14 protein-coding genes are annotated in these 18,824 nt (G+C 47.8%); 8 read left to right on the forward strand and 6 right to left on the reverse strand.

The features are described 5' to 3' along the window. Positions 1-4 precede the first annotated feature (4 nt). Positions 5-2,287, forward strand: a complete 2,283-nt coding sequence (locus HQ865_RS18755) for a Tex family protein (protein ID WP_173416379.1) — start codon at positions 5-7, stop codon at positions 2,285-2,287. A gap of 197 nt (positions 2,288-2,484) precedes the next feature. Here HQ865_RS18755 and HQ865_RS18760 read toward each other — a convergent pair whose 3' ends face one another. The 3 genes from HQ865_RS18760 to HQ865_RS18770 all read right to left on the reverse strand — a co-directional run bounded on the left by HQ865_RS18760 (position 2,485) and on the right by HQ865_RS18770 (position 6,229). Further along, positions 2,485-3,306, reverse strand: coding sequence for an alpha/beta hydrolase (locus HQ865_RS18760; RefSeq protein WP_173416380.1), 822 nt, complete (start codon positions 3,304-3,306; stop codon positions 2,485-2,487). A gap of 567 nt (positions 3,307-3,873) precedes the next feature. Next, the gene (locus HQ865_RS18765) at positions 3,874-4,836 is read right to left on the reverse strand and encodes an AAA family ATPase (RefSeq protein WP_173416381.1); all 963 of its coding nucleotides are present in this window, start codon (positions 4,834-4,836) and stop codon (positions 3,874-3,876) included. Between the two features lie 16 nt (positions 4,837-4,852). Next, the gene (locus HQ865_RS18770; protein WP_173416382.1) at positions 4,853-6,229 is read right to left on the reverse strand and encodes a peptidylprolyl isomerase; all 1,377 of its coding nucleotides are present in this window, start codon (positions 6,227-6,229) and stop codon (positions 4,853-4,855) included. A gap of 180 nt (positions 6,230-6,409) precedes the next feature. Between HQ865_RS18770 and HQ865_RS18775 the strand changes: the two genes are divergently transcribed. The 3 genes from HQ865_RS18775 to HQ865_RS18785 are packed head-to-tail and all read left to right on the forward strand — an operon-like array spanning position 6,410 to position 8,139. After that, the gene (locus HQ865_RS18775) at positions 6,410-7,072 is read left to right on the forward strand and encodes a hypothetical protein (RefSeq protein WP_173416383.1); all 663 of its coding nucleotides are present in this window, start codon (positions 6,410-6,412) and stop codon (positions 7,070-7,072) included. 3 nt (positions 7,073-7,075) lie between these two features. Beyond that, a complete protein-coding gene (gene rdgB, locus HQ865_RS18780; RefSeq protein ID WP_173416384.1) occupies positions 7,076-7,687 on the forward strand; it encodes an RdgB/HAM1 family non-canonical purine NTP pyrophosphatase in 612 nt (203 codons plus the stop codon). A 14-nt stretch (positions 7,688-7,701) separates the two neighbouring features. Continuing rightward, positions 7,702-8,139 (forward strand): hypothetical protein, encoded by a 438-nt coding sequence (locus HQ865_RS18785; RefSeq protein ID WP_173416385.1) that lies wholly within the window; start codon positions 7,702-7,704, stop codon positions 8,137-8,139. Between the two features lie 250 nt (positions 8,140-8,389). Here HQ865_RS18785 and HQ865_RS18790 read toward each other — a convergent pair whose 3' ends face one another. After that, entirely contained in the window at positions 8,390-10,924 is a 2,535-nt protein-coding gene (locus HQ865_RS18790; RefSeq protein ID WP_173416386.1) for a DUF5686 and carboxypeptidase-like regulatory domain-containing protein, read from the reverse strand. A 215-nt stretch (positions 10,925-11,139) separates the two neighbouring features. Between HQ865_RS18790 and HQ865_RS18795 the strand changes: the two genes are divergently transcribed. The 3 genes from HQ865_RS18795 (at position 11,140) to HQ865_RS18805 (ending at position 13,022) form a co-directional block, all read left to right on the forward strand. Next, complete coding sequence (locus HQ865_RS18795) at positions 11,140-11,889, forward strand: SDR family NAD(P)-dependent oxidoreductase (protein WP_173416387.1); 750 nt, start codon at positions 11,140-11,142, stop codon at positions 11,887-11,889. A gap of 137 nt (positions 11,890-12,026) precedes the next feature. After that, positions 12,027-12,587, forward strand: a complete 561-nt coding sequence (gene efp, locus HQ865_RS18800; RefSeq protein ID WP_173416388.1) for an elongation factor P — start codon at positions 12,027-12,029, stop codon at positions 12,585-12,587. Between the two features lie 129 nt (positions 12,588-12,716). Next, positions 12,717-13,022, forward strand: coding sequence for a hypothetical protein (locus tag HQ865_RS18805; RefSeq protein ID WP_173416389.1), 306 nt, complete (start codon positions 12,717-12,719; stop codon positions 13,020-13,022). 126 nt (positions 13,023-13,148) lie between these two features. On the opposite strand, the gene HQ865_RS18810 is transcribed toward HQ865_RS18805, so the two are convergent. Continuing rightward, positions 13,149-14,969 (reverse strand): serine hydrolase domain-containing protein, encoded by a 1,821-nt coding sequence (locus HQ865_RS18810; RefSeq protein WP_173416390.1) that lies wholly within the window; start codon positions 14,967-14,969, stop codon positions 13,149-13,151. Continuing rightward, complete coding sequence (locus HQ865_RS18815; RefSeq protein ID WP_173416391.1) at positions 14,956-16,590, reverse strand: amidohydrolase; 1,635 nt, start codon at positions 16,588-16,590, stop codon at positions 14,956-14,958. The genes HQ865_RS18810 and HQ865_RS18815 overlap by 14 nt, the downstream gene beginning before the upstream one ends. A 281-nt stretch (positions 16,591-16,871) precedes the next feature. On the opposite strand from HQ865_RS18815, the gene mutL reads away from it, so the two are divergent. Continuing rightward, positions 16,872-18,740, forward strand: coding sequence for a DNA mismatch repair endonuclease MutL (gene mutL, locus HQ865_RS18820; protein ID WP_173416392.1), 1,869 nt, complete (start codon positions 16,872-16,874; stop codon positions 18,738-18,740). The last annotated feature ends 84 nt before the right edge of the window (positions 18,741-18,824 follow it).

The raw sequence follows: 18,824 nt of genomic DNA on the forward strand, positions 1-18,824 counted from the left end.
ATACATGTCAGCACACCACCATAAAATAGCTTCCGAACTTTCTGTTACCGATAAACAGGTTACCGCCACCATCGCCTTGCTTGATGAGGGCGCTACCGTACCATTCATCAGCCGTTACCGTAAGGAATTGACGGGCAGTTTGGATGAGGTGCAGGTGGCCGCCATCCGCGACCGCGTGCAGCAACTGCGTGATTTGGATAAACGCCGCGAGGCCATCCTGAAATCGCTTACCGACATGGGTAAACTTACGCCCGAACTGGAAGAACAGATCAATGCCGCCGAAACCATGGTGCTGCTGGAAGACATTTACCTACCCTATCGCCCTAAACGCCAAACCCGCGCCACCAAGGCCCGCGAGAAAGGCCTGCAGCCTTTGGCCGATGTGATACTGACCCAAAACAAAATAGACCTTGAAGCCGAAGCCGATAAATACATAGATGCCGAAAAAGGTGTTAACAGCATGGAGGAAGCTTTGGCCGGCGCAAGGGATATCATTGCCGAAACGATTAGCGAGAATGCCGAAGTACGCACCAAAGTGCGCGCGCTGTTTGTAGAAAAGGGCACTTTTGAATCGAAGGTAGTACCAGGCAAGGAAGAGGCCGGTATCAAGTATAAAGATTACTTTGAGTGGTGCGAACCGGTAAAGACCGCTCCATCGCACCGGGTACTGGCCATGCGCCGTGGCGAGAAGGAAGAGATTTTATACCTCGACCTGCAACCGCCCGAAGATGAAGCCATAGCGGTATTAGACCGTGAATTTGTTACCGGCAACAACGCCTCGTCCGATCAGGTGCGTTTGGCTATTGCCGATGGTTACAAGCGCCTGCTAAAACCATCGATGGAGACCGAAGTGCGCCTGATGACCAAAAAGGCCGCCGATGAGGAGGCCATCCGCGTATTTGCCGAGAATGCCCGCCAACTATTACTGGCTGCACCACTTGGCCAAAAACGTGTAATGGCTATCGACCCCGGCTTCCGTACGGGCTGTAAAGTGGTTTGTTTGGATGAGCAGGGTAAACTGGAAGAGTACACCGCCATTTTCCCGCATACGGGTGCCGGTCAGGCTAAAGAGGCCGAAAAGACCGTGCCTTATTTGGTAGATAAATATAAAATTGAGGCCATAGCTATCGGCAATGGTACTGCCGGCCGCGAGACTGAGGCCTTTGTGCGCAACCTGCAGATCCCAGGCGTTACTATTGTAATGGTGAACGAAAGCGGCGCTTCTATCTACTCCGCATCGGAAGTGGCGCGCGAGGAGTTCCCGGATAAGGATGTAACTGTCAGGGGCGCTGTGTCTATCGGTCGCCGGTTGATGGATCCGCTGGCCGAATTGGTGAAGATCGACCCAAAATCTATTGGCGTTGGCCAGTACCAGCACGATGTAGATCAAACCAAATTGCAAACATCGCTGGATGATACCGTGATCAGTTGCGTGAACGCTGTGGGCGTAGAACTGAATACCGCCAGTAAGGAGATATTGGCCTACGTATCGGGCCTTGGCCCGCAGTTGGCGCAAAATATTGTGGCCTACCGCAATGAGAACGGCGCCTTTAAACGCCGCGAGCAATTGAAAAAAGTACCGCGTTTGGGCGACAAGGCATTTGAACAGGCGGCAGGGTTTCTGCGTATTCGTAATACCGATGATCCGCTGGAGGCGAGCGCCGTACACCCGGAGCGTTACGCGCTGGTACAGCAAATGGCAAAAGACAAAGGCTGCACCGTTGCCAGCCTGATGAGCGATGCCGCCCTGCGCAAAAGCATCCCGCTGCAAAAATATATTACCGATACCGTAGGCTTACCTACCCTTAATGATATTATGGCCGAGCTGGCCAAACCCGGCCGCGATCCGCGCGAGCAGTTCGAGATGTTCAGCTTTACCGAGGGGGTGAATGATATTAAAGACCTGAAGGCGGGCATGAAGCTGCCAGGCATTGTAACCAACATCACCGCCTTTGGGGCCTTTGTTGATATCGGCGTTCACCAGGATGGTTTGGTTCACCTGAGCCAGATCACCAACCGCTTTATCAAAGACCCGAACGAGGTGCTAAAGGTATCGCAACGCGTAGAGGTAACTGTTACCGGTGTTGACGAAGCCCGCAAGCGTATCTCGTTATCGATGAAGGAAAACGAACCAAAACCCGAGCGCAAGCCTAACGACCGCCGGCCGGATGATCGACGCCCTGCTCAACAACAGCATAACAAAGCAAACAATCAGCAACGCCCAAAACCAGCCGAAGAGACGGATATGGCGATAAAACTGGCAGCGCTGAGGAGTAAGTTTAAGTAGGGCCTTTGATGCGCAAAAAGGTTAACATAATGTAACATAATTCGATGTTACATTATGTATTAAATAATTGAAAATCAACTAATTAAAAATAAAAAGAACAATATTTGGCGCAAATTATGTTAACCTTTTTTTGAAAAACGCAAACACAATCATAACTAACTGAAAATAAAGACACTACATATAAACCACCGCATTATCTACAGTTTCGCCACCCACCACTTATAAAAATCCGGGAACTCCAGCATCCATTGGTGCTCATTGTGTTTTTCGCCTTTTAACACCACCGGCGGCGGCATATGGGCACGTTTAACGCCTTTCTTCATCAGCAAGGTATCCATTTGGGCCACATCATGGGCTTCATTGCCCTCCTGGTCGCCGCAAAACTGGTAGAACCTTGATTTGGCAGAAACACCCGTACTATCCACAAAATGATTGATCTGCGGATTGATCCACAACGCGGGCGAGAAGATCCCGGCCGTACCAAATACTTTAGGGTATTTAATAGTAGCGTACAGAGCGATCAACCCTCCCATTGAACTGCCCGCGATGGCGGTATTCGCGGCATCAGTTTTGGTGCGGTAATGCGCATCTATATAAGGCTTCAGCGTATTCACCATAAATTCAGTATAGGCAGGGCCATCGGCCGCGCCATAATTGCTTTTGTACGGGCTGTATTCGGCAATGCGCAATTGCGCGCCGTGGTTTATGCCTACAATAATACATTGCTTACTATCGGGCAGCGTTTTCAATACCGAATCCACACACCAGCTATTTTTGCGGCTGCCATCTTTATTGTAGATATTTTGCGCGTCCTGCATGTATATTACCGGGTACTTTTTACCGGTTTTGTAATAATCGGCAGGCAGGTAAATCTGGATATCGCGCTGGCGCTGTAGCTGGGAGATGCTTAGGTTGGTGGTGATATAGTGTGGCTGATCGGTTTCTTTTGGGGTGGTTTGCGCTTGTGCGGTTTGGATAAACAGGGCACAGGCGATTATTAATAGCAGAGTTTGTTTCATAATTGTTTATATGGTTCGGGAAATATAGGGAATGTTGATGAGAATAGTACCGCTACGTTATTACGAGGTACGAAGCAATGGCTAAGATGCCGCACACTCTCCAAATGGTAGTAGCCATTAAATAAAAAGCGTGTGGCATGTGCGATTCCCTCCCATGGGGAAATGTTATTACGTTAAGGATGATCAGCCGAATAAAGCCCCCTCTAAATCTCCCCCGATAGGGGAGACTTAGGCTGCACAAGCGTAAAATTCTTAAAGTCCTCCCCTTTGGGGAGGATTTAGGTGGGGCTTAAAAGCTTAACTTAATGACATTGCACATGGGGAGGGTGTAGGGAGGGGTTTATACAATATCCATCATGGCTAAACCCCTCCCCGCCACTACGCAGGCAACCGCACCCCTCCCATGGGAGGGAACAGTCACCGCTATCCGAAGTCTCCGACTTCGGATAACCTGCAATACTTTCTGTATAGCATAGAGATTACTTCGAACCTGGCAATGGATTAGTGTTATAAACGGAGAAAGGCGCTTTTAGCGCCTTTCTCCGTTTATCTATGTTGCTGATATATTTAAAACAATCCCTCAATAATCGCATCCGCTGTCAATCCCTCCGCCTCGGCGTGATAGCTGCGTACAATACGGTGGCGCAGGATGGGTTTGGCTACGGCCTTTACATCCTCAATATCGGGCGAGTATTTGCCGCTGATGACCGCGTGGCATTTGGCGCCCAGTACCAGGAATTGCGAGGCGCGCGGACCTGCACCCCAGTTCAGCATCTTTTTTACCTGCGCGGTGGCCATATCGCCTTGCGGGCGGGTTTTGGCTACCAGTTTAACAGCATATTCGAGTACGTTATCGGCAACGGGGATATTGCGTACTAATTGCTGGAAATAAATGATCTGTTCGGCGTTCAGTATTTTATTTACCTCCTGCTTCAGGGTGCTGGTGGTGTTTTTTACTACCTGCAATTCCTCGGCAAAGGTGGGGTAATCAAGCGATACATTGAACATAAAGCGATCCAGCTGCGCTTCGGGCAGCGGGTAGGTACCTTCCTGTTCAATAGGGTTTTGGGTAGCCAGTACAAAAAATGGCTGCGCCAGTTTATGGGTAACACCGGCGGCGGTAACCGCTTTTTCCTGCATGGCCTCTAATAAGGCGGCCTGTGTTTTTGGCGGCGTACGGTTGATCTCGTCGGCCAGGATAATGTTAGAGAATATTGGCCCGCGGATAAATTTAAAGTTGCGGTCTTCGCCTAAGATCTCTGAGCCGATAATGTCCGATGGCATCAGGTCGGGCGTAAACTGTATGCGGTTAAAATCCAGGTCCAGCACCTGCGATATGGTTTGCACCAACAAGGTTTTAGCCAGGCCGGGCACACCAACCAGCAAGCAATGCCCGTTACTGAAGATAGATATCAGCACCGATTTCACCACATCATCCTGGCCGATTATTACTTTACCAATCTCTGTCCTGATTTGTTGAAAAGCATTTTTTAAAGCATCGGCGGCTTCTACGTCTGAGCGGTGCTGCATATGGTATATCTATATTTTAAGGTTTTGCTTGTGCTGTTGCGTTTGCATTTACCCAACTGCTTAAAGCCGGGCAAGTCTGATATTCGGCATCTATACGGATAAAGGTTTCCTTACGTTTCTTTTCAAACCACTGGCTTACCGTACGGTTGATCTTATCTTCGTTAGCCACCTCTTTCAAACGCGGGAAATCCTGCGCCAGGTTGGCCTTATGCGCGTCGGTAACCGATTTAAGGTACAATACCCGGTAGCTTTTTTTACCATCCTGGCCGGTGTATAATACCGGTTTTGATATTTCGCCCACTTTCATGGTATCAACCACCGACGCGATCTGCGGATCCAGTTTATCGGTTGGGATGTAAGTGGTACGCGTTTGCACGTTTTCCAGGTTTATCATCATACCACCGTTAAACTTGGTCTCTTTATCGTCCGAGTAAAATGAGGCGGCGCTTGAAAAATCGATCTTTTTGTTGCCGGTAAGCAGGGTGTATATACTATCGGCTTTGGCTTTGTCGCGTTTAAGGGCATCTTCTGTAACCCCCGGCATAATGAGGATGTGGCGGGCGTGAACCTGTTCGCCGCGACGCTCGATCACCTGCAAAACGTGAAAACCAAAATCGGTTTCAAACACCGGCGATATCTCCCCTGCCTTTAATTTAAAAGCCATGGCGGTAAACTCCTTTACCATCTGCCCGCGGTCGAAAAAGCCCAGGTCGCCACCCTCTAAAGCCGACTGCACGTCCTGCGAATATGAGCGGGCCAGCAAACCAAAATCGGTACCGGCTTTGGCGCGGTTACGCAGGTCTTCGGCTTTGCGGCGATATTCTTCCTTTTCCTCTTTGCTTAGTACCGGGTTAAGCACAATTACGCCCACCTCAACCTCTTTGTTATAGGTTGGGATACTATCTTTAGGTATGGCGTCGAAATATTTTTTCACGTCCTGCGGGGTAACGTTTACCTTTTCGGTTATTTTTTGCTGCATGCGGCTAGCCACCAGCGATTCACGGATATCAGCCCTGATCTCATCCTTATACTGGATGGTAGAGCGGCCCAAAAACTGCTCAAGCTTGTCGCGGCCACCAGCACGTTGCTCCATGTAACGCATTTTACGGTCAACTTCGTTATCAACTTCTTCCTCCTTTACGGTAACGCTGTCGATAACCGCCTGCTGTGCCAGTAGCTTTTGGGTGATCTGCTGCTGCAGCAAGTTGCATTTAAGGGTCGGGGTAACCTGTATACCATTTAATTGGTATTGCGCGTAAAGCGATTCGATATCCGACTGTAAAATAATACTGCTGCCAACTACACCAACCACCTTATCCAGCACACGCTGTTGCGCGCCTGCAAACAATGTTGAAAATATTAAAAATAAAACGGCAATGCCAAACTTTCTCATGTATCTTTTTTATTATAAAACGCTTAAGCCCCGGCTTAAATTAAAAACCCCGAATTTCGGAAAATTATTTGACTATGAAGCTATAACAGAATTAAAACCTCATTATTATACTTAATAGTGCGAATATGCTGATAAAGCATCAAACCGTTTAGCTATTTTTGGTTAAAATTTGTTAAATATATGATAGCCGAAAACGCGCTTGCCTTATCGTACATTTTGCCTGCCGATGTATACCTGCTGGCTAACGAACGCGCGCTTGTTGCCGAATTATTGCCCGTGGAAACACCCGAAGCGGCGCCTGTTCCGGAGGTTAAGGAACCGGCCGTTACTTATACCGAACCTGCACACGAACCCATCAAACAGGAAGTTCCGGTTATTCCGGCAATCAATAGCCCGGTAGCTGCATCTGCTACCCCATCTGTTACTATTCCGGCTATCAGCACACCTGCCCCGGCGGCCGGGTGGCCTTATAATTATATCGGCTCCTATCAAAAAAACTTTTTGATACTGGTGAACTACCCCGGTACCGATATTATGGATACGGCCCATTTAAACGCACTCGAAAAAACCATCAGGCTAAAGGGCATGAGTTTGGATGATGCCGCCATTGTAAATATCAACCAATATCCCGGGCACGATATCCGGGCCATCGGCGGGCATTTTAAACCACAAAAATTGTTGTTTTTAGGCAAGGCTGCCGTACCAGGTGGCTTTAATCCACCGCCATTTAATCAACTGGCTAAAGTGGGTAAAAGCGATGCCCTGTACACCTACAGTTTTAACGAGATGATGGGCAATAAGGACTTGACCAAGGCTTTTTGGGAACAAATGAAAATGCTTTAAACCATGCCGCACCAGTTAGTATTTGCCACCAATAACCGCCACAAGGTTGATGAGGTATCGGCCAAAATTGGCGATAGCTTTAAACTGCTTACGCTTGATGATATTGGCTGCACTGCCGATATCGAGGAAACCGGGCTTACCTTTCGTGAGAACGCGTCGATAAAAAGCCGTTTTATTTTTGATAATTACCACCTGGATTGCTTTGGCGATGACAGCGGACTGGAGATTGACGCGCTTGGTGGCGAGCCGGGTGTTTTTTCGGCACGATACGCGGGCGCACATGGCGATCACCCGGCAAATATTGCTAAGGTGCTGCAAAAAATGGAAAAGCACACCTTGCGTACGGCCCGTTTCCGTACTGTGATATCGTTAATATGGGAGGGGGAAGAGCATTTTTTTGAGGGCACGGTTGAGGGTACCATCCGCCACGGGGCAAGTGGCACCGGCGGCTTTGGCTACGACCCGATATTTGAACCCGCCGGCCACCATATCACCTTTGCCGAGATGAGCATGGAACAGAAGAATAGTATGAGTCACCGCGCCCGGGCAATGGATGGGATGATCGCTTTTTTGAAGGAGACCTCTCCCAACCCTCTCCAAAGGAGAAGGCTTTAAAAACCTGAATGCTTATGAAAAAAATATTGGCTATCGTATTAGCCCTAAGTGTATTTACTGTTGTCCGAAACTATGCGCAGGTTAAACCCGTAGCGAAAATACCAGCACACATGGCAGGCAGCTTTACCGATGATTATGGTATACGGTATATTATTAGCGATACGCTATGGCTGCAATTACCACGTACCCGTTTTCACATTATCCGCTGGAATTTGGCACAGCAATACCTGATAGCCCGTAATGATGCGCATAACCCCGGCGAGGGCGGCCTGTACACCCGTATAGATTTTATGCGATTTACCGGAATGGAACCCTGGAACTGGGGCTACTGCCTTACCGCTTACAACGCCAAAAGCGATGCCGAAGCCGAAGCAACTGCCGCCGCCGACCGCGAGCATCCGAAGAAAGGTTGTAACGGGTTTCCGTTTTCGAGGATGATGGTGGTAAAATAAGAACGTCATGCTGAGCGATATAATCCCGGCGGCCTCTAATGGTTGTTATGACATGCCGATGAAAGCCCCCTCTAAATCTCCCCCAAAGAGGGAGACTTTGGAACCCTCTCCTCTGGAGAGGGCAGGGTGAGGCTTCAGCGGAAAAACAAAACGTCATGCTGAGCGATAGCGAAGCATCCCCGATAAGCAGGTCGTAACTGCATAGTTTGGGATGCTTCGCTATCGCTCAGCATGACGAATTTTTGTAATATTACAACCTAAACTGCATGCTTATCCTTGTCGCAAAATTGCTTGGTGGCGCGCCCAGTTCGTCCACGTGATCGCGGTGGGTAACGCGGTACAGGAAATCTACACGTAAAAACTTCAGGATATTTTCTACACCATAACCGGCCTCAACGTATGGGATACCATCCAGGCTGCGGGTTGGCCTGCGCAGGGTTGATGGACGGCCGCCATTATCGTTACGCAGGCTGCCATCAAGCACATTAAAATCGGCTACGGTGCGCACATTTAATTCCTTTATTAAAGGGATACTGTTGGTTATCAAGCCCTCCAGGTGTTGGGTGTAAGTTAATGATGCATAGCGATCGCTGGTGAACTCCAGAAAGCGCATGGTATTAAAGTTAAAACGGTGGTTTTCCAGCAGCGGCGAAGGCAGGCTGGACGGGATATAACCGCCGGTAACCGAGTATTCGCCCTTACCGAAAATACCCATATGTATTTTTTGGGTGATATTAGCCGCATACTTATTGTACTCAAAATCGCCGCCGAAGGCTTTTACACCATGGGTATACCTAAAGGTAATTACCGGGTTATCGGCACCGTTACCTAAAGTGATACGCTTGTTGATTTTGGACGATTGCAGCAGCCTGCGGCCCGGCGTCCATTGCAGTTCGCCAATTACTTCAGATACCTGGTAGTTTTGATAGCGCTGGTTGTTAGCCGGGCTAAAATATTCGAAATTATACAGCGGATCGAACGAGCGACGGTCGGCTGTGATGGTGGCGCGCCAGTTAGGGGCTACATCGGTTTGCACATAAGTACGCAGGTCGTTCTGCTCGAACGGGCCGCGGCGGGTGATCTTGCCGTTGCGGATAGAGGCACGGAATACGGTATTGGCCTTAGCAAAATTCTCGAACTGGTAACCGGTCTGGTTCAGGTCGTGCGTGTACGATACTCCAAACTGTGACCAGGGCTTGCGCGAAAAGATATAATCGACCGAACCATTATAATTCCAGCGATGATCGGTAAAGCCGTAGCTTGCATAGCCGCCCAGTACCAGTTTATCGCTAAAGTATTTATTGGTCATGCCGCCAAAGCGCAGTACGCTGCCCTGCACATCGTTATAGCTGTAAGTATAAGGGTATGGGCCAAGGCTTACCTTGCCCACCTTGTAATAACCGTTGATCAGCATGCCGGCAATATCGGCATAGGTTTTAACAATAGGCAGGTTTTTCACGGTGTCTATCATCTGGTAAACCTTCACATCGGCCGGGGTTAAAGCTTCGGGACGGTTTTTTGCCCAGTAACTGTCATCTTTGCGGGTAATGCTGTCGCTCATGGTAAGCGGCTCCTTAAAGTGGTCTTTAGGGAATGTTTGATCGATGCGGATATTCTTGTTAGCTACATAAAAATTACCAATAAAACCCGACCAGCTTTTGTTGATGTTAGAGATGTGCAATACAATACGCGTTTTCTCGGGTATCCAGGCTGTGGTACCGGCGGGCTGCACCATTTCTTCCTGGATCCTTATCTTATTCAAAAAGTCCAGGTTGGCATCGGGGGCTACCGATACGTCTATGCGGTATAAAGCATAGCTATCCTTGGTGATCCATATTACGCCCACAAATGCCAGGTCGTGATCGCGCTTGGGTTTAAACTCAATGCGATAAAGTTCGCGGCCGTCTAACTTATCGTTAGCTTCGGTTAGTTCGTAATTGTAAAATGTCTTCCAGCTATCGGTTATGGGCGATATAAAATCCTTACCGGCCAGGCGCACATAGTTTTTATAAAAGTTATATTGTTGGAAGCTGGTGCCGATGATCTGCGATATCAGCGTTTCGTCCTCTATCCCAACCCCGCTCACCTTGGTGCGCAATACATGCTCGGTTTTTTGCTCAGGGCTTTTTTGGAAGGAAAAGTCGGATACGGTTTCGGACATGAACACCGGCAGGATTGGTTTACCCTCGTCGCCGGCCATTTTTTGCAGGCTGTCCATCAACGGTAATATCTGCTTCATTACCTTGCGCTTCTTCATCTTCTCGCTGATGTTGGTAACGGCCAGTTCCAGGCGGTTATAGCTTTGGTACTGGTAGCTTTTCAGCTTATCAAGGTTGTTATCGTCCTTGTGCTTTACCACGTTATCTAAAATTGCCCAGGCCGGGTTTACGTAGCTTTTGGGGGTTACGGTAACCATGCTCAGCATCTGGTTATCGGCCTTCATCTGGAAATCAATAACGCCTGTATGTGTTTTTGGCAAAGGCTTTTTAGCCTGTACATAACCCACGTAGGTGGCGTAAATGCTATCGCCCGATGCCATTGGGGCAACCAGGTGGTAAAGGCCCGAAAAATCGGTAGTGGTGGCTTTGTTGGTATGATTGGGGAGTTTTACAAAAACCGTTACATAAGGCAGCGGTTCGCCGGTTTCGGCATCGGTGATCTTTCCTGAAAAATTTTTAAGTTCCTGGGCATTTGCCGTTCTGCATAGCATAAAAACAAGCGCCATGCAAAAAGCGGGGAAGTTCTTCCTCAAAACGTGCAGCACAAAATCAGTCTTGTTCCACATTATCTTATAGTTTACAGGGATTAGCGTTTAAAAACTTCCAAAACAAGGTTCAATATACGCTTTTTTAGCGATTTGCCATCGTTCTGTCAAATTCGTGTTACTTATAAGGCAAGTATTGTACCCGTTTTTAAGTGGTAAGTATTAAGTAAAATTTATAAGTTAATTTAAGATTTGTGGGTTAGACTTTTCGGCTAAAGACTTTGTACTTTAGGCTTATGAAGAAAACATACCTCATCAGCGGCGCCGGCAGCGGCATTGGCCAGGCCATCGCCATTAAACTGGCAGCGGACGGCCACAACTGCATTTTGCTGGGCCGTAACGAAAAAAACCTGCACCAAACATTTACCATGCTGCCCAACGGACAACGCATGGTACTTGCCGCCGATATAAGCGACAAGGAAAGCCTTGCCGACGCCGCATCGCAACTGGAAGATACGCCAATTAACGGATTGATAGCCAATGCCGGCATAGGCGGCGAAAACCAATGGGGCGACGCCGACCGCTGGGCCGATATTATCAACACCAACCTTACCGGCACCTACAATTTTGTAAATACCTTTTTGCCTAATTTACGCCTGGCCGATGCGGATAAGCATATTATAATTACCTCATCGGTATTGGCACGGCTGGGGGTGGCTAACTATTCGGCGTATTGCGCATCTAAAGCTGGTTTGCTGGGGTTAATGCGATCGTGGGCTATCCAATTTGCGCCTGAGCAGATACTGGCGAATGCCATTTGCCCGGGATGGGTTGATACCGACATGGCGCAATCGGGCCTGCAGGGTATTGCCGATGGTATAGGAATAAGTAAAGATGAATTTTACGATATCGCCATGCAAAGTGTCCCCCTGCGCCGCATGAGTAAACCCGGTGAAATTGCAGGATTAGTAGCGTATTTGTTAAGTCAGCGATCGATGACCGGACAAACTGTTGATATGAATTGCGGGGCGATAATGAATAGTTAATATACGCTTTATTAAATATAAAGCTAAGCACAATTCGCAAACTTATATAGCTTAACATCAGTACACACATCATCCGTTTAACTAACCCCTTGATTGTTTGCGGATAAGTCCCTAAGTTTGCGCCTCAATAAATAAATATGGCTAAGGCATCAGATATTAAAAACGGAAACATCCTGCGCTTTAACGGCGAGTTGGTGCAGGTGGAAGAATTTATACACCGTACCCCGGGCAACTTGCGTGCGTTTTACCAGGCGCGTATGCGTAACGTTAAAACCGGTAAGCTGGTTGAATACCGCTTCCGTGTTGACGAAGAGGTAAACATTGCCCGTGTTGAAACCAACGATTACCAATATCTGTACGACGAGGGCGACACGCTGGTAATTATGGATAACACCACTTACGAGCAGCATAACGTACCTAAGTTCTTATTCGGGAGCGGCATTAAATTCCTGAAAGAAGGGATGAACGTAATTGTTGCCTTTGAAAGCGAAGAGCCGATCATGGCATCGCTGCCAAACAGCGCCGAGCTGGAGATCACTTACACCGAGCCTGCTGTTAAAGGCGATACCTCAAGCGGCGCCATGAAAAAGGCAACCGTTGAAACCGGTGCCGAGATCAACGTTCCCTTGTTTATTAACCAGGGCGATAGGGTACGTGTGGATACCGCTACAGGTGCTTATATAGAGCGTGCTAAATAATAATTGCAAAACCGATCATAACAAAAACGGCTTCTCTTTTCAGAGAAGCCGTTTTTGTTAACCTCTAACCTCTACCTTTTTGCCTTTTAACCTTTCGCCTCAATAACCTATCTTAGGGCATCAAAGCTAATGGATAAGATCAGGCAAATATTGGGCAGTCCGGCCGCGGTTTACGGCTGGAGCATCGGTTTTTTTGTAGCCGTATTTTTTGCCCTGCCTTTTTTAAAGTATGTTATTGATGAAGCGCTGGTCATAAAACTTTCCCTATTATCGGTAAAATACTTCACCGCGCTTTTGCTCGTAGTCAGCCTGCTTACCTCTATTGTTTTCTTCGATTGGTTTAGTCGCTACTGGTATATTAACCTGCTGGTGTTCGCAGTCGCTGCCCTGGTATTGGTAAGGCTTTACATGCTGCCTTATAACATATATTATTAATGCCCGATCCATTTAAGTTTGATATGGAAAGTAAAATAAACCTGAACGATATAACTAAGGCCCGAAACAATTTCAAATTAGTGTTTTGAAATCGTTTCGGGCCGTGTAAATTATTGCGGGGATAAATTACATCCCCTTCTTTATAGCGCTTAGCGCCACATCTTCTATGCGGCCACGTATCTGCAAACTGCTTAGCTTATCAGTAACCTTGGGGTTTACCCGGTTTGAGAGGAAGATGTATACCATATTATTTTTAGGGTCGACCCAAAAACAGGTGCCGGTATAGCCGGTATGGCCAAAGGTTTCTGGACCGGCAAGTTCGCTGGGATAGTGTTTGCTCACTTCAGGGTCCCAGCGGTCGAAACCCAGGCCGCGGCGGCTCACGTCTGATTGTTTGGCGGTGAACAGGTCTACCGTTTCGGGTTTAATGTATTGTGTACCCCCATAAGTACCACGGTTCAGTATCATTTGGTAAAGAATGGCGAGGTCGTTAGCACTGGCGAACAGACCGGCGTGGCCCGATACGCCACCCATCATGCCCGCGCCCTGGTCGTGCACGTAGCCTATTAATAAGGTATGGCGGAAGGTTTCATCGTTCTCGGTAGGTACAATACGCTCCTTAGGGAAGCGTTGCAGCGGCAGGAAGCCGGCGGTTTGCATCCCCAGCGGGTTATAATAATTTTGCTGTACGTAAACATTAAGCGGGGTAGCGGTAATGGTTTCTACCACTTCCTTCATCATATACATGCTTACATCGCTATACACATATTTGCCCCGTGTTTTCATTGGTGATGTTAACATGCGCGGCCAAACTACGTTTTTAAAGTAATCTTTACGCAGGAACATGTTATCGACGATCTTGGTTGGGAACACTGCCGATGAATCACGGCTTACATCGGTTGAATTTAGTTTTTCCCAGGTAGCCACGTCGGGTATTAAACCGGCCTGGTGGGTAAGCAGTTCGCGCATGCGGATGTCGTTCTTATCGCTGGTACGGGCGGTAGCGATATAGCTGCCCAGGGTAGAATCTAAACCTAACTTTCCCTGATCGTACAGCTGCATCACCTCCATGGTAGTGGCCGATACCTTGGTTACCGATGCCAGGTCGAAGATATCGTTCAGCTTATCGGGCTGTGCCTTATCGTAGGTATGATAGCCGTAGGCTTTATTGAAGATCACTTTACCATCTTTGGCTATCAGCACCACACAGCCGGGTGTTGCGTGTTCGCGCATGGCTTCGGCGGCTACCTTGTCAATGCCGTTCAGGTTTTCGGTATTGATGTTTGCCGATTCGGGAACATTGTAACCCAAGCGGGTTTTACTGGTAATGGAACCGCTGTTGGCCGAAAACTGTGCCGAATAGGTTTTAGGCAGTTTTTGGGTGATGGCCACACCGCCAAACACCGCCTGCGCGCAAAAAGATGCCGATATCGGCGTTACTTTCTCCGACCAAATAATAGGTGCTGTAACATAGCCCAGTTTAGCCAGGTTTGTTCCGTTGCCAAATAATACGATCACCAGGCTTTTTAATTTTTGCGTATTGGTGATAAAACTCACCACCTGTGGGTTGTTCAGGTCGCTTTCACTTAATGATAAGATGATGGTATTGTACATCTTGATATCATCCGACAGGTTGGCCGAATTGCGGGCGCCGGTATACTCGCTGCCGTTAAAGCTGTCAACTTTAGTATACTTGTTCAGTAAGCTATCGAAGGGTGAAGCGAAGGGATACAGGAAGTGTACGCTGGCTACCTTGGCCTTATCCAGATCTTTCAGCGGCAGCAGAAATTGCTTATCGTTTAGCAGCGAAGTACTGGAGGCTACCTGCTGCTCATCTTTAACATATTTTAGGTTTTGCTGATGTGGTGATTGGGCGCACGCGCAATTAAACATTACAATTACCGAACCCACGATGGGGATAATAACACCCCATTTATTTTTTCTCATACACTTGCTCTCCGTTTATATAAGTATTCAGCACTTTCACCTTTGGTATATCAGCGCCTTTTATTTTCATAATATCCTGGTCCAGTATCACAAAGTCGGCGTATTTGCCGGGTTCGATACTGCCTTTTTCGGCTTCCTCAAAGTTTGATTTGGCCGCCCAGATGGTCATGCCCTTCAATGTTTCCTGGCGCGAAAGCGCGTTGTTCATCTGGAAACCATTAGCCGGACTACCTTGCAGATCCTTGCGAACCACTGCTGCATAAAACGTATACAGCGGGTTAATGTTTTCCACCGGGAAATCGGTACCAAGTGGTATCCAGCCGTTGGTGTTCAGCAGGGTTTTATAGGCGTAAGCGGTTTTAAGGCGCTCGTGGCCTAATCGTTGCACAGCCCAACTCATATCCGATGTGGCATGGGTAGGTTGTACCGATGGGATCACGTTATAATCAGCAAAGTAATGCACATCCTCGTTAGCTACGATCTGCGAGTGCTCAATACGCCAGCGGCGATCATTATGGCCTTTCAGCACATTGGCATATATTTTAAGGATGGCGCGGTTGGCCGAATCGCCGATGGCATGGGTACACATCTGGAAACCCTTATCGGCAATTTTCTGTGCTACCTCGGCAAAGTGTTGCTGACTGCTCAGCAAAAATCCCCGCCATTTTTTCTGGTCGCTGTAATCCTGCAACAAACAAGCCCCGCGCGAGCCTAAGGCGCCATCGGCATAAACTTTAAAGGCGCGTACATCCAACCCCGGGGTTTTAAATACGCCGCGTTTAAACAGGTAATCGTAATTTTCGGGCCTGTCCGATAACATTACATAGATGCGCATCTTCAGTAAGCCTTTATGTTGTAGCTGGGCAATGGTGTTTACCATGGGGTAGTCCAGCCCGCAATCATCAACCGTGGTTAAGCCTACTGCAAAGCAATTGGCTTGTGCCGCAATAAAGGCGTCCTGGGTAAATTGCTCGGTTGGTTCCGGTATTTTGCGTTTTACAATGCCAACCGCGTTGTCAACCAAAATACCGGTTAGCTTACCTTTAATAGTTTCAATTTCGCCACCGGTAATGGTTTGGCCGGGCTTGATGCCCGAAATATTTAAAGCAGCCTGGTTAACAATAGCGGCATGGCCATCAATCCGGGTCAGTATTACGGGGCGTACGGGGAACAGTGAATCCAGCTTGGCCTTATCAGGGAACTTCTTCACCTTCCAATCGTTCTGGTCCCAGCCGCGACCGATGATCCAGCCATCCGGGTTGTGACGGGCGTATTCTTTAACGGTATCTACAATGGCGTTCCAGCTGGTGGTGCCTACCAGGTCGGCGGCTTTCAGGTTCAGTCCATAATTATAAAAATGCGTATGTGCGTCTATAAAACCAGGGTATACCGCCTTGCCTTTAGCATCGATAGTATTTTTGGCGTAGTAGATCTTTTCCAAACTATCAGCCTTGCCTACCGCCAAAATTTTACCACCTTTCACCACAAAGGCATCGGCCATGGCAAATTTGGCGTTAACGGTATAAACAACGCCGTTTTTTACCAGCAAGTCGGCATTATACTCTTTTTGCTGGCAGGACGTTATGGCGGCAATCAGCAATAGTGGCAGCAGTTTTCTCATATATAAACAGATGTAGCGCAAAGATGCGTGTTAATTATTTGTAAATGCTATATACAATTAAGTAAACGTAAAGTTATTTGTTCGGTTATAATGACGGGCGTTTTTTTGATTTATTTCTGCAATGTTACGAACAAGTGTTAATATGTACCCGTTTAGGTTTTGATATGACAAGTACAACAAGTGGCACAAGTTATGATGTACCGGTTTACGAACTATCAACCAGCCGTAATTTATGGTTCAAATAATTTAATTTAGCATCGAAATAGAAGGGAATTTTATACATGAGTGATATTATACAGCTTTTACCGGATGCCGTTGCTAACCAGATAGCAGCCGGTGAAGTTGTGCAGCGCCCCGCGTCGGCAGTGAAGGAATTGATAGAGAACGCCATAGATGCCGGGGCCGATAAGATACAATTGATACTAAAGGATGCAGGCAAGGCCCTTATACAGGTGATAGACAATGGCTGCGGCATGAGCATTACCGATGCCCGCATGTGTTTTGAACGCCATGCCACCTCAAAAATACGCAAGGCCGACGATCTGTTCGCTATCCGTACCATGGGTTTTAGGGGCGAGGCTATGGCCAGTATCGCCGCCATCGCGCAGGTAGAGTTGAAGACCCGCCGTCATGACGACGAGTTGGGTACCATGATATTGATAGAGGGGTCGGAGGTAATTAAGCAGGAGCCATGCTCGTGCAACGCAGGCACTTCCATCAGTATTAAAAACCTGTTTTATAATACGCCTGCCCGCCGCAACTTTCTGAAAAGCAACCCGGTGGAAACGAGGCACATTATCGACGAGTTTCAACGTGTGGCGTTGGCGCATCCTAATGTGTTTTTCAGTATGCACCACGATGGGCAGGAGGTTTACCACCTGCCGGCCTCGCCGCTGAAGCAGCGCATTATCCACCTGTTGGGTAATAACTATAACCAACGCCTGGTACCGGTAGAAGAGGATACCACTATTATTAAACTGCATGGTTATGTAGGCAAGCCAGAGTTTGCCCGCAAAACCCGGGGTGAGCAGTTCTTTTTTGTGAACAACCGCTTTATTAAGGATGCCTATCTTAACCACGCGGTAGTAACGGCGTTTGAAGAACTACTGCCCGAGGAAAGCTACCCGCTGTACGTGCTGTTTATCGATATCGACCCATCGCGCATTGATATCAACGTGCATCCCACCAAAACCGAAATTAAATACCAGGACGATAAGGCCATTTATGCCATTATCCGCTCGGCGGTGAAGCGGGCTTTGGGTAAGTACAACATTACGCCGAGTTTGGATTTTGATATCGACAACAATATCCAGCACATGATAACCCCCATGCCGTTGGAGGATATCGTAGCGCCAAGCATCAGTTTTAACCCTGATTTTAACCCTTTTGTAAAAGAAAGTAAGGGCAGCATTACACCGGCGCCAAGTTATAGCGGTGGTAGCGGCAGCTATCAAAAAGCCAGCATCCCGGCTAACTGGGATACGCTTTACGAGATCAGCAAGCGCGAAGCGCATGTGCAGCACGCGCTGGAGATAGATACCGAACAACAAATTACAGTTGAAGATCAGCCGGTAAGCAAATCGAGCGAACGGAATTTGTTCCAGGTGCATAACCGGTTTATCCTGTCGCAAATTAAATCGGGCTTTATGCTCATTAGCCAGCAGGCCGCGCATGAACGTATTTTATACGAGCGCTTTTTGCATCAGTTGGAAAACCACTCGGGTGTGAGCCAGCAAAGCCTGTTCCCGCAAACGGTAACACTGAACAGCAGCGATTTTGAACTGCTGAAGGAATTGATGAACGATATCCGCGCGCTGGGTTTTGATATCCGCGAGTTTGGCCCGAATACGGTGGTGGTAGATGGTATCCCTGCCGATTTGAACAATACCAGCGAACATGCATTGCTGGAACATTTGCTGGAGGGCTTTAAAAACAACCTGGCCATTTTAAAGTTAGATAAGCGCGATAACCTGGCCCGCGCCCTGGCCCGCAACGCAGCCATAAAAACGGGTACCTGTTTATCTTTAGAAGAAATGAATGTGCTGATCGATCAGCTTTTTGCCTGCCAAATGCCTAACTTGGCACTGAACGGCAAACCGGTCATCAGTACCTTTAATATGAATGAATTGTTAGAACGATTTGAAAAATGATAGATTGTCATCCTTCGCTATCGCTCAGGATGACGATTAACTCTTAAAAATAATATTTACAGCTTCAAAGAAGCATTTTAAACT

Origin of the sequence: Mucilaginibacter mali (assembly GCF_013283875.1) — a bacterium.
In the GTDB taxonomy this organism is placed as follows: Bacteria; Bacteroidota; Bacteroidia; order Sphingobacteriales; family Sphingobacteriaceae; genus Mucilaginibacter; species Mucilaginibacter mali.

Bases quoted from the DNA above. Each gene is read 5' to 3' on its own strand.
- HQ865_RS18810 (WP_173416390.1), bottom strand. From the start codon at position 14,969: ATGAGAAAAAATAAATGGGGTGTTATTATCCCCATCGTGGGTTCGGTA.
- HQ865_RS18805 (WP_173416389.1), top strand. From the start codon at position 12,717: ATGGATAAGATCAGGCAAATATTGGGCAGTCCGGCCGCGGTTTACGGC.
- rdgB (WP_173416384.1), top strand. From the start codon at position 7,076: ATGCCGCACCAGTTAGTATTTGCCACCAATAACCGCCACAAGGTTGAT.
- HQ865_RS18785 (WP_173416385.1), top strand. From the start codon at position 7,702: ATGAAAAAAATATTGGCTATCGTATTAGCCCTAAGTGTATTTACTGTT.
- HQ865_RS18765 (WP_173416381.1), bottom strand. From the start codon at position 4,836: ATGCAGCACCGCTCAGACGTAGAAGCCGCCGATGCTTTAAAAAATGCT.
- mutL (WP_173416392.1), top strand. From the start codon at position 16,872: ATGAGTGATATTATACAGCTTTTACCGGATGCCGTTGCTAACCAGATA.
- HQ865_RS18775 (WP_173416383.1), top strand. From the start codon at position 6,410: ATGATAGCCGAAAACGCGCTTGCCTTATCGTACATTTTGCCTGCCGAT.
- HQ865_RS18770 (WP_173416382.1), bottom strand. From the start codon at position 6,229: ATGAGAAAGTTTGGCATTGCCGTTTTATTTTTAATATTTTCAACATTG.
- HQ865_RS18755 (WP_173416379.1), top strand. From the start codon at position 5: ATGTCAGCACACCACCATAAAATAGCTTCCGAACTTTCTGTTACCGAT.
- HQ865_RS18760 (WP_173416380.1), bottom strand. From the start codon at position 3,306: ATGAAACAAACTCTGCTATTAATAATCGCCTGTGCCCTGTTTATCCAA.
- efp (WP_173416388.1), top strand. From the start codon at position 12,027: ATGGCTAAGGCATCAGATATTAAAAACGGAAACATCCTGCGCTTTAAC.
- HQ865_RS18815 (WP_173416391.1), bottom strand. From the start codon at position 16,590: ATGAGAAAACTGCTGCCACTATTGCTGATTGCCGCCATAACGTCCTGC.
- HQ865_RS18790 (WP_173416386.1), bottom strand. From the start codon at position 10,924: ATGTGGAACAAGACTGATTTTGTGCTGCACGTTTTGAGGAAGAACTTC.
- HQ865_RS18795 (WP_173416387.1), top strand. From the start codon at position 11,140: ATGAAGAAAACATACCTCATCAGCGGCGCCGGCAGCGGCATTGGCCAG.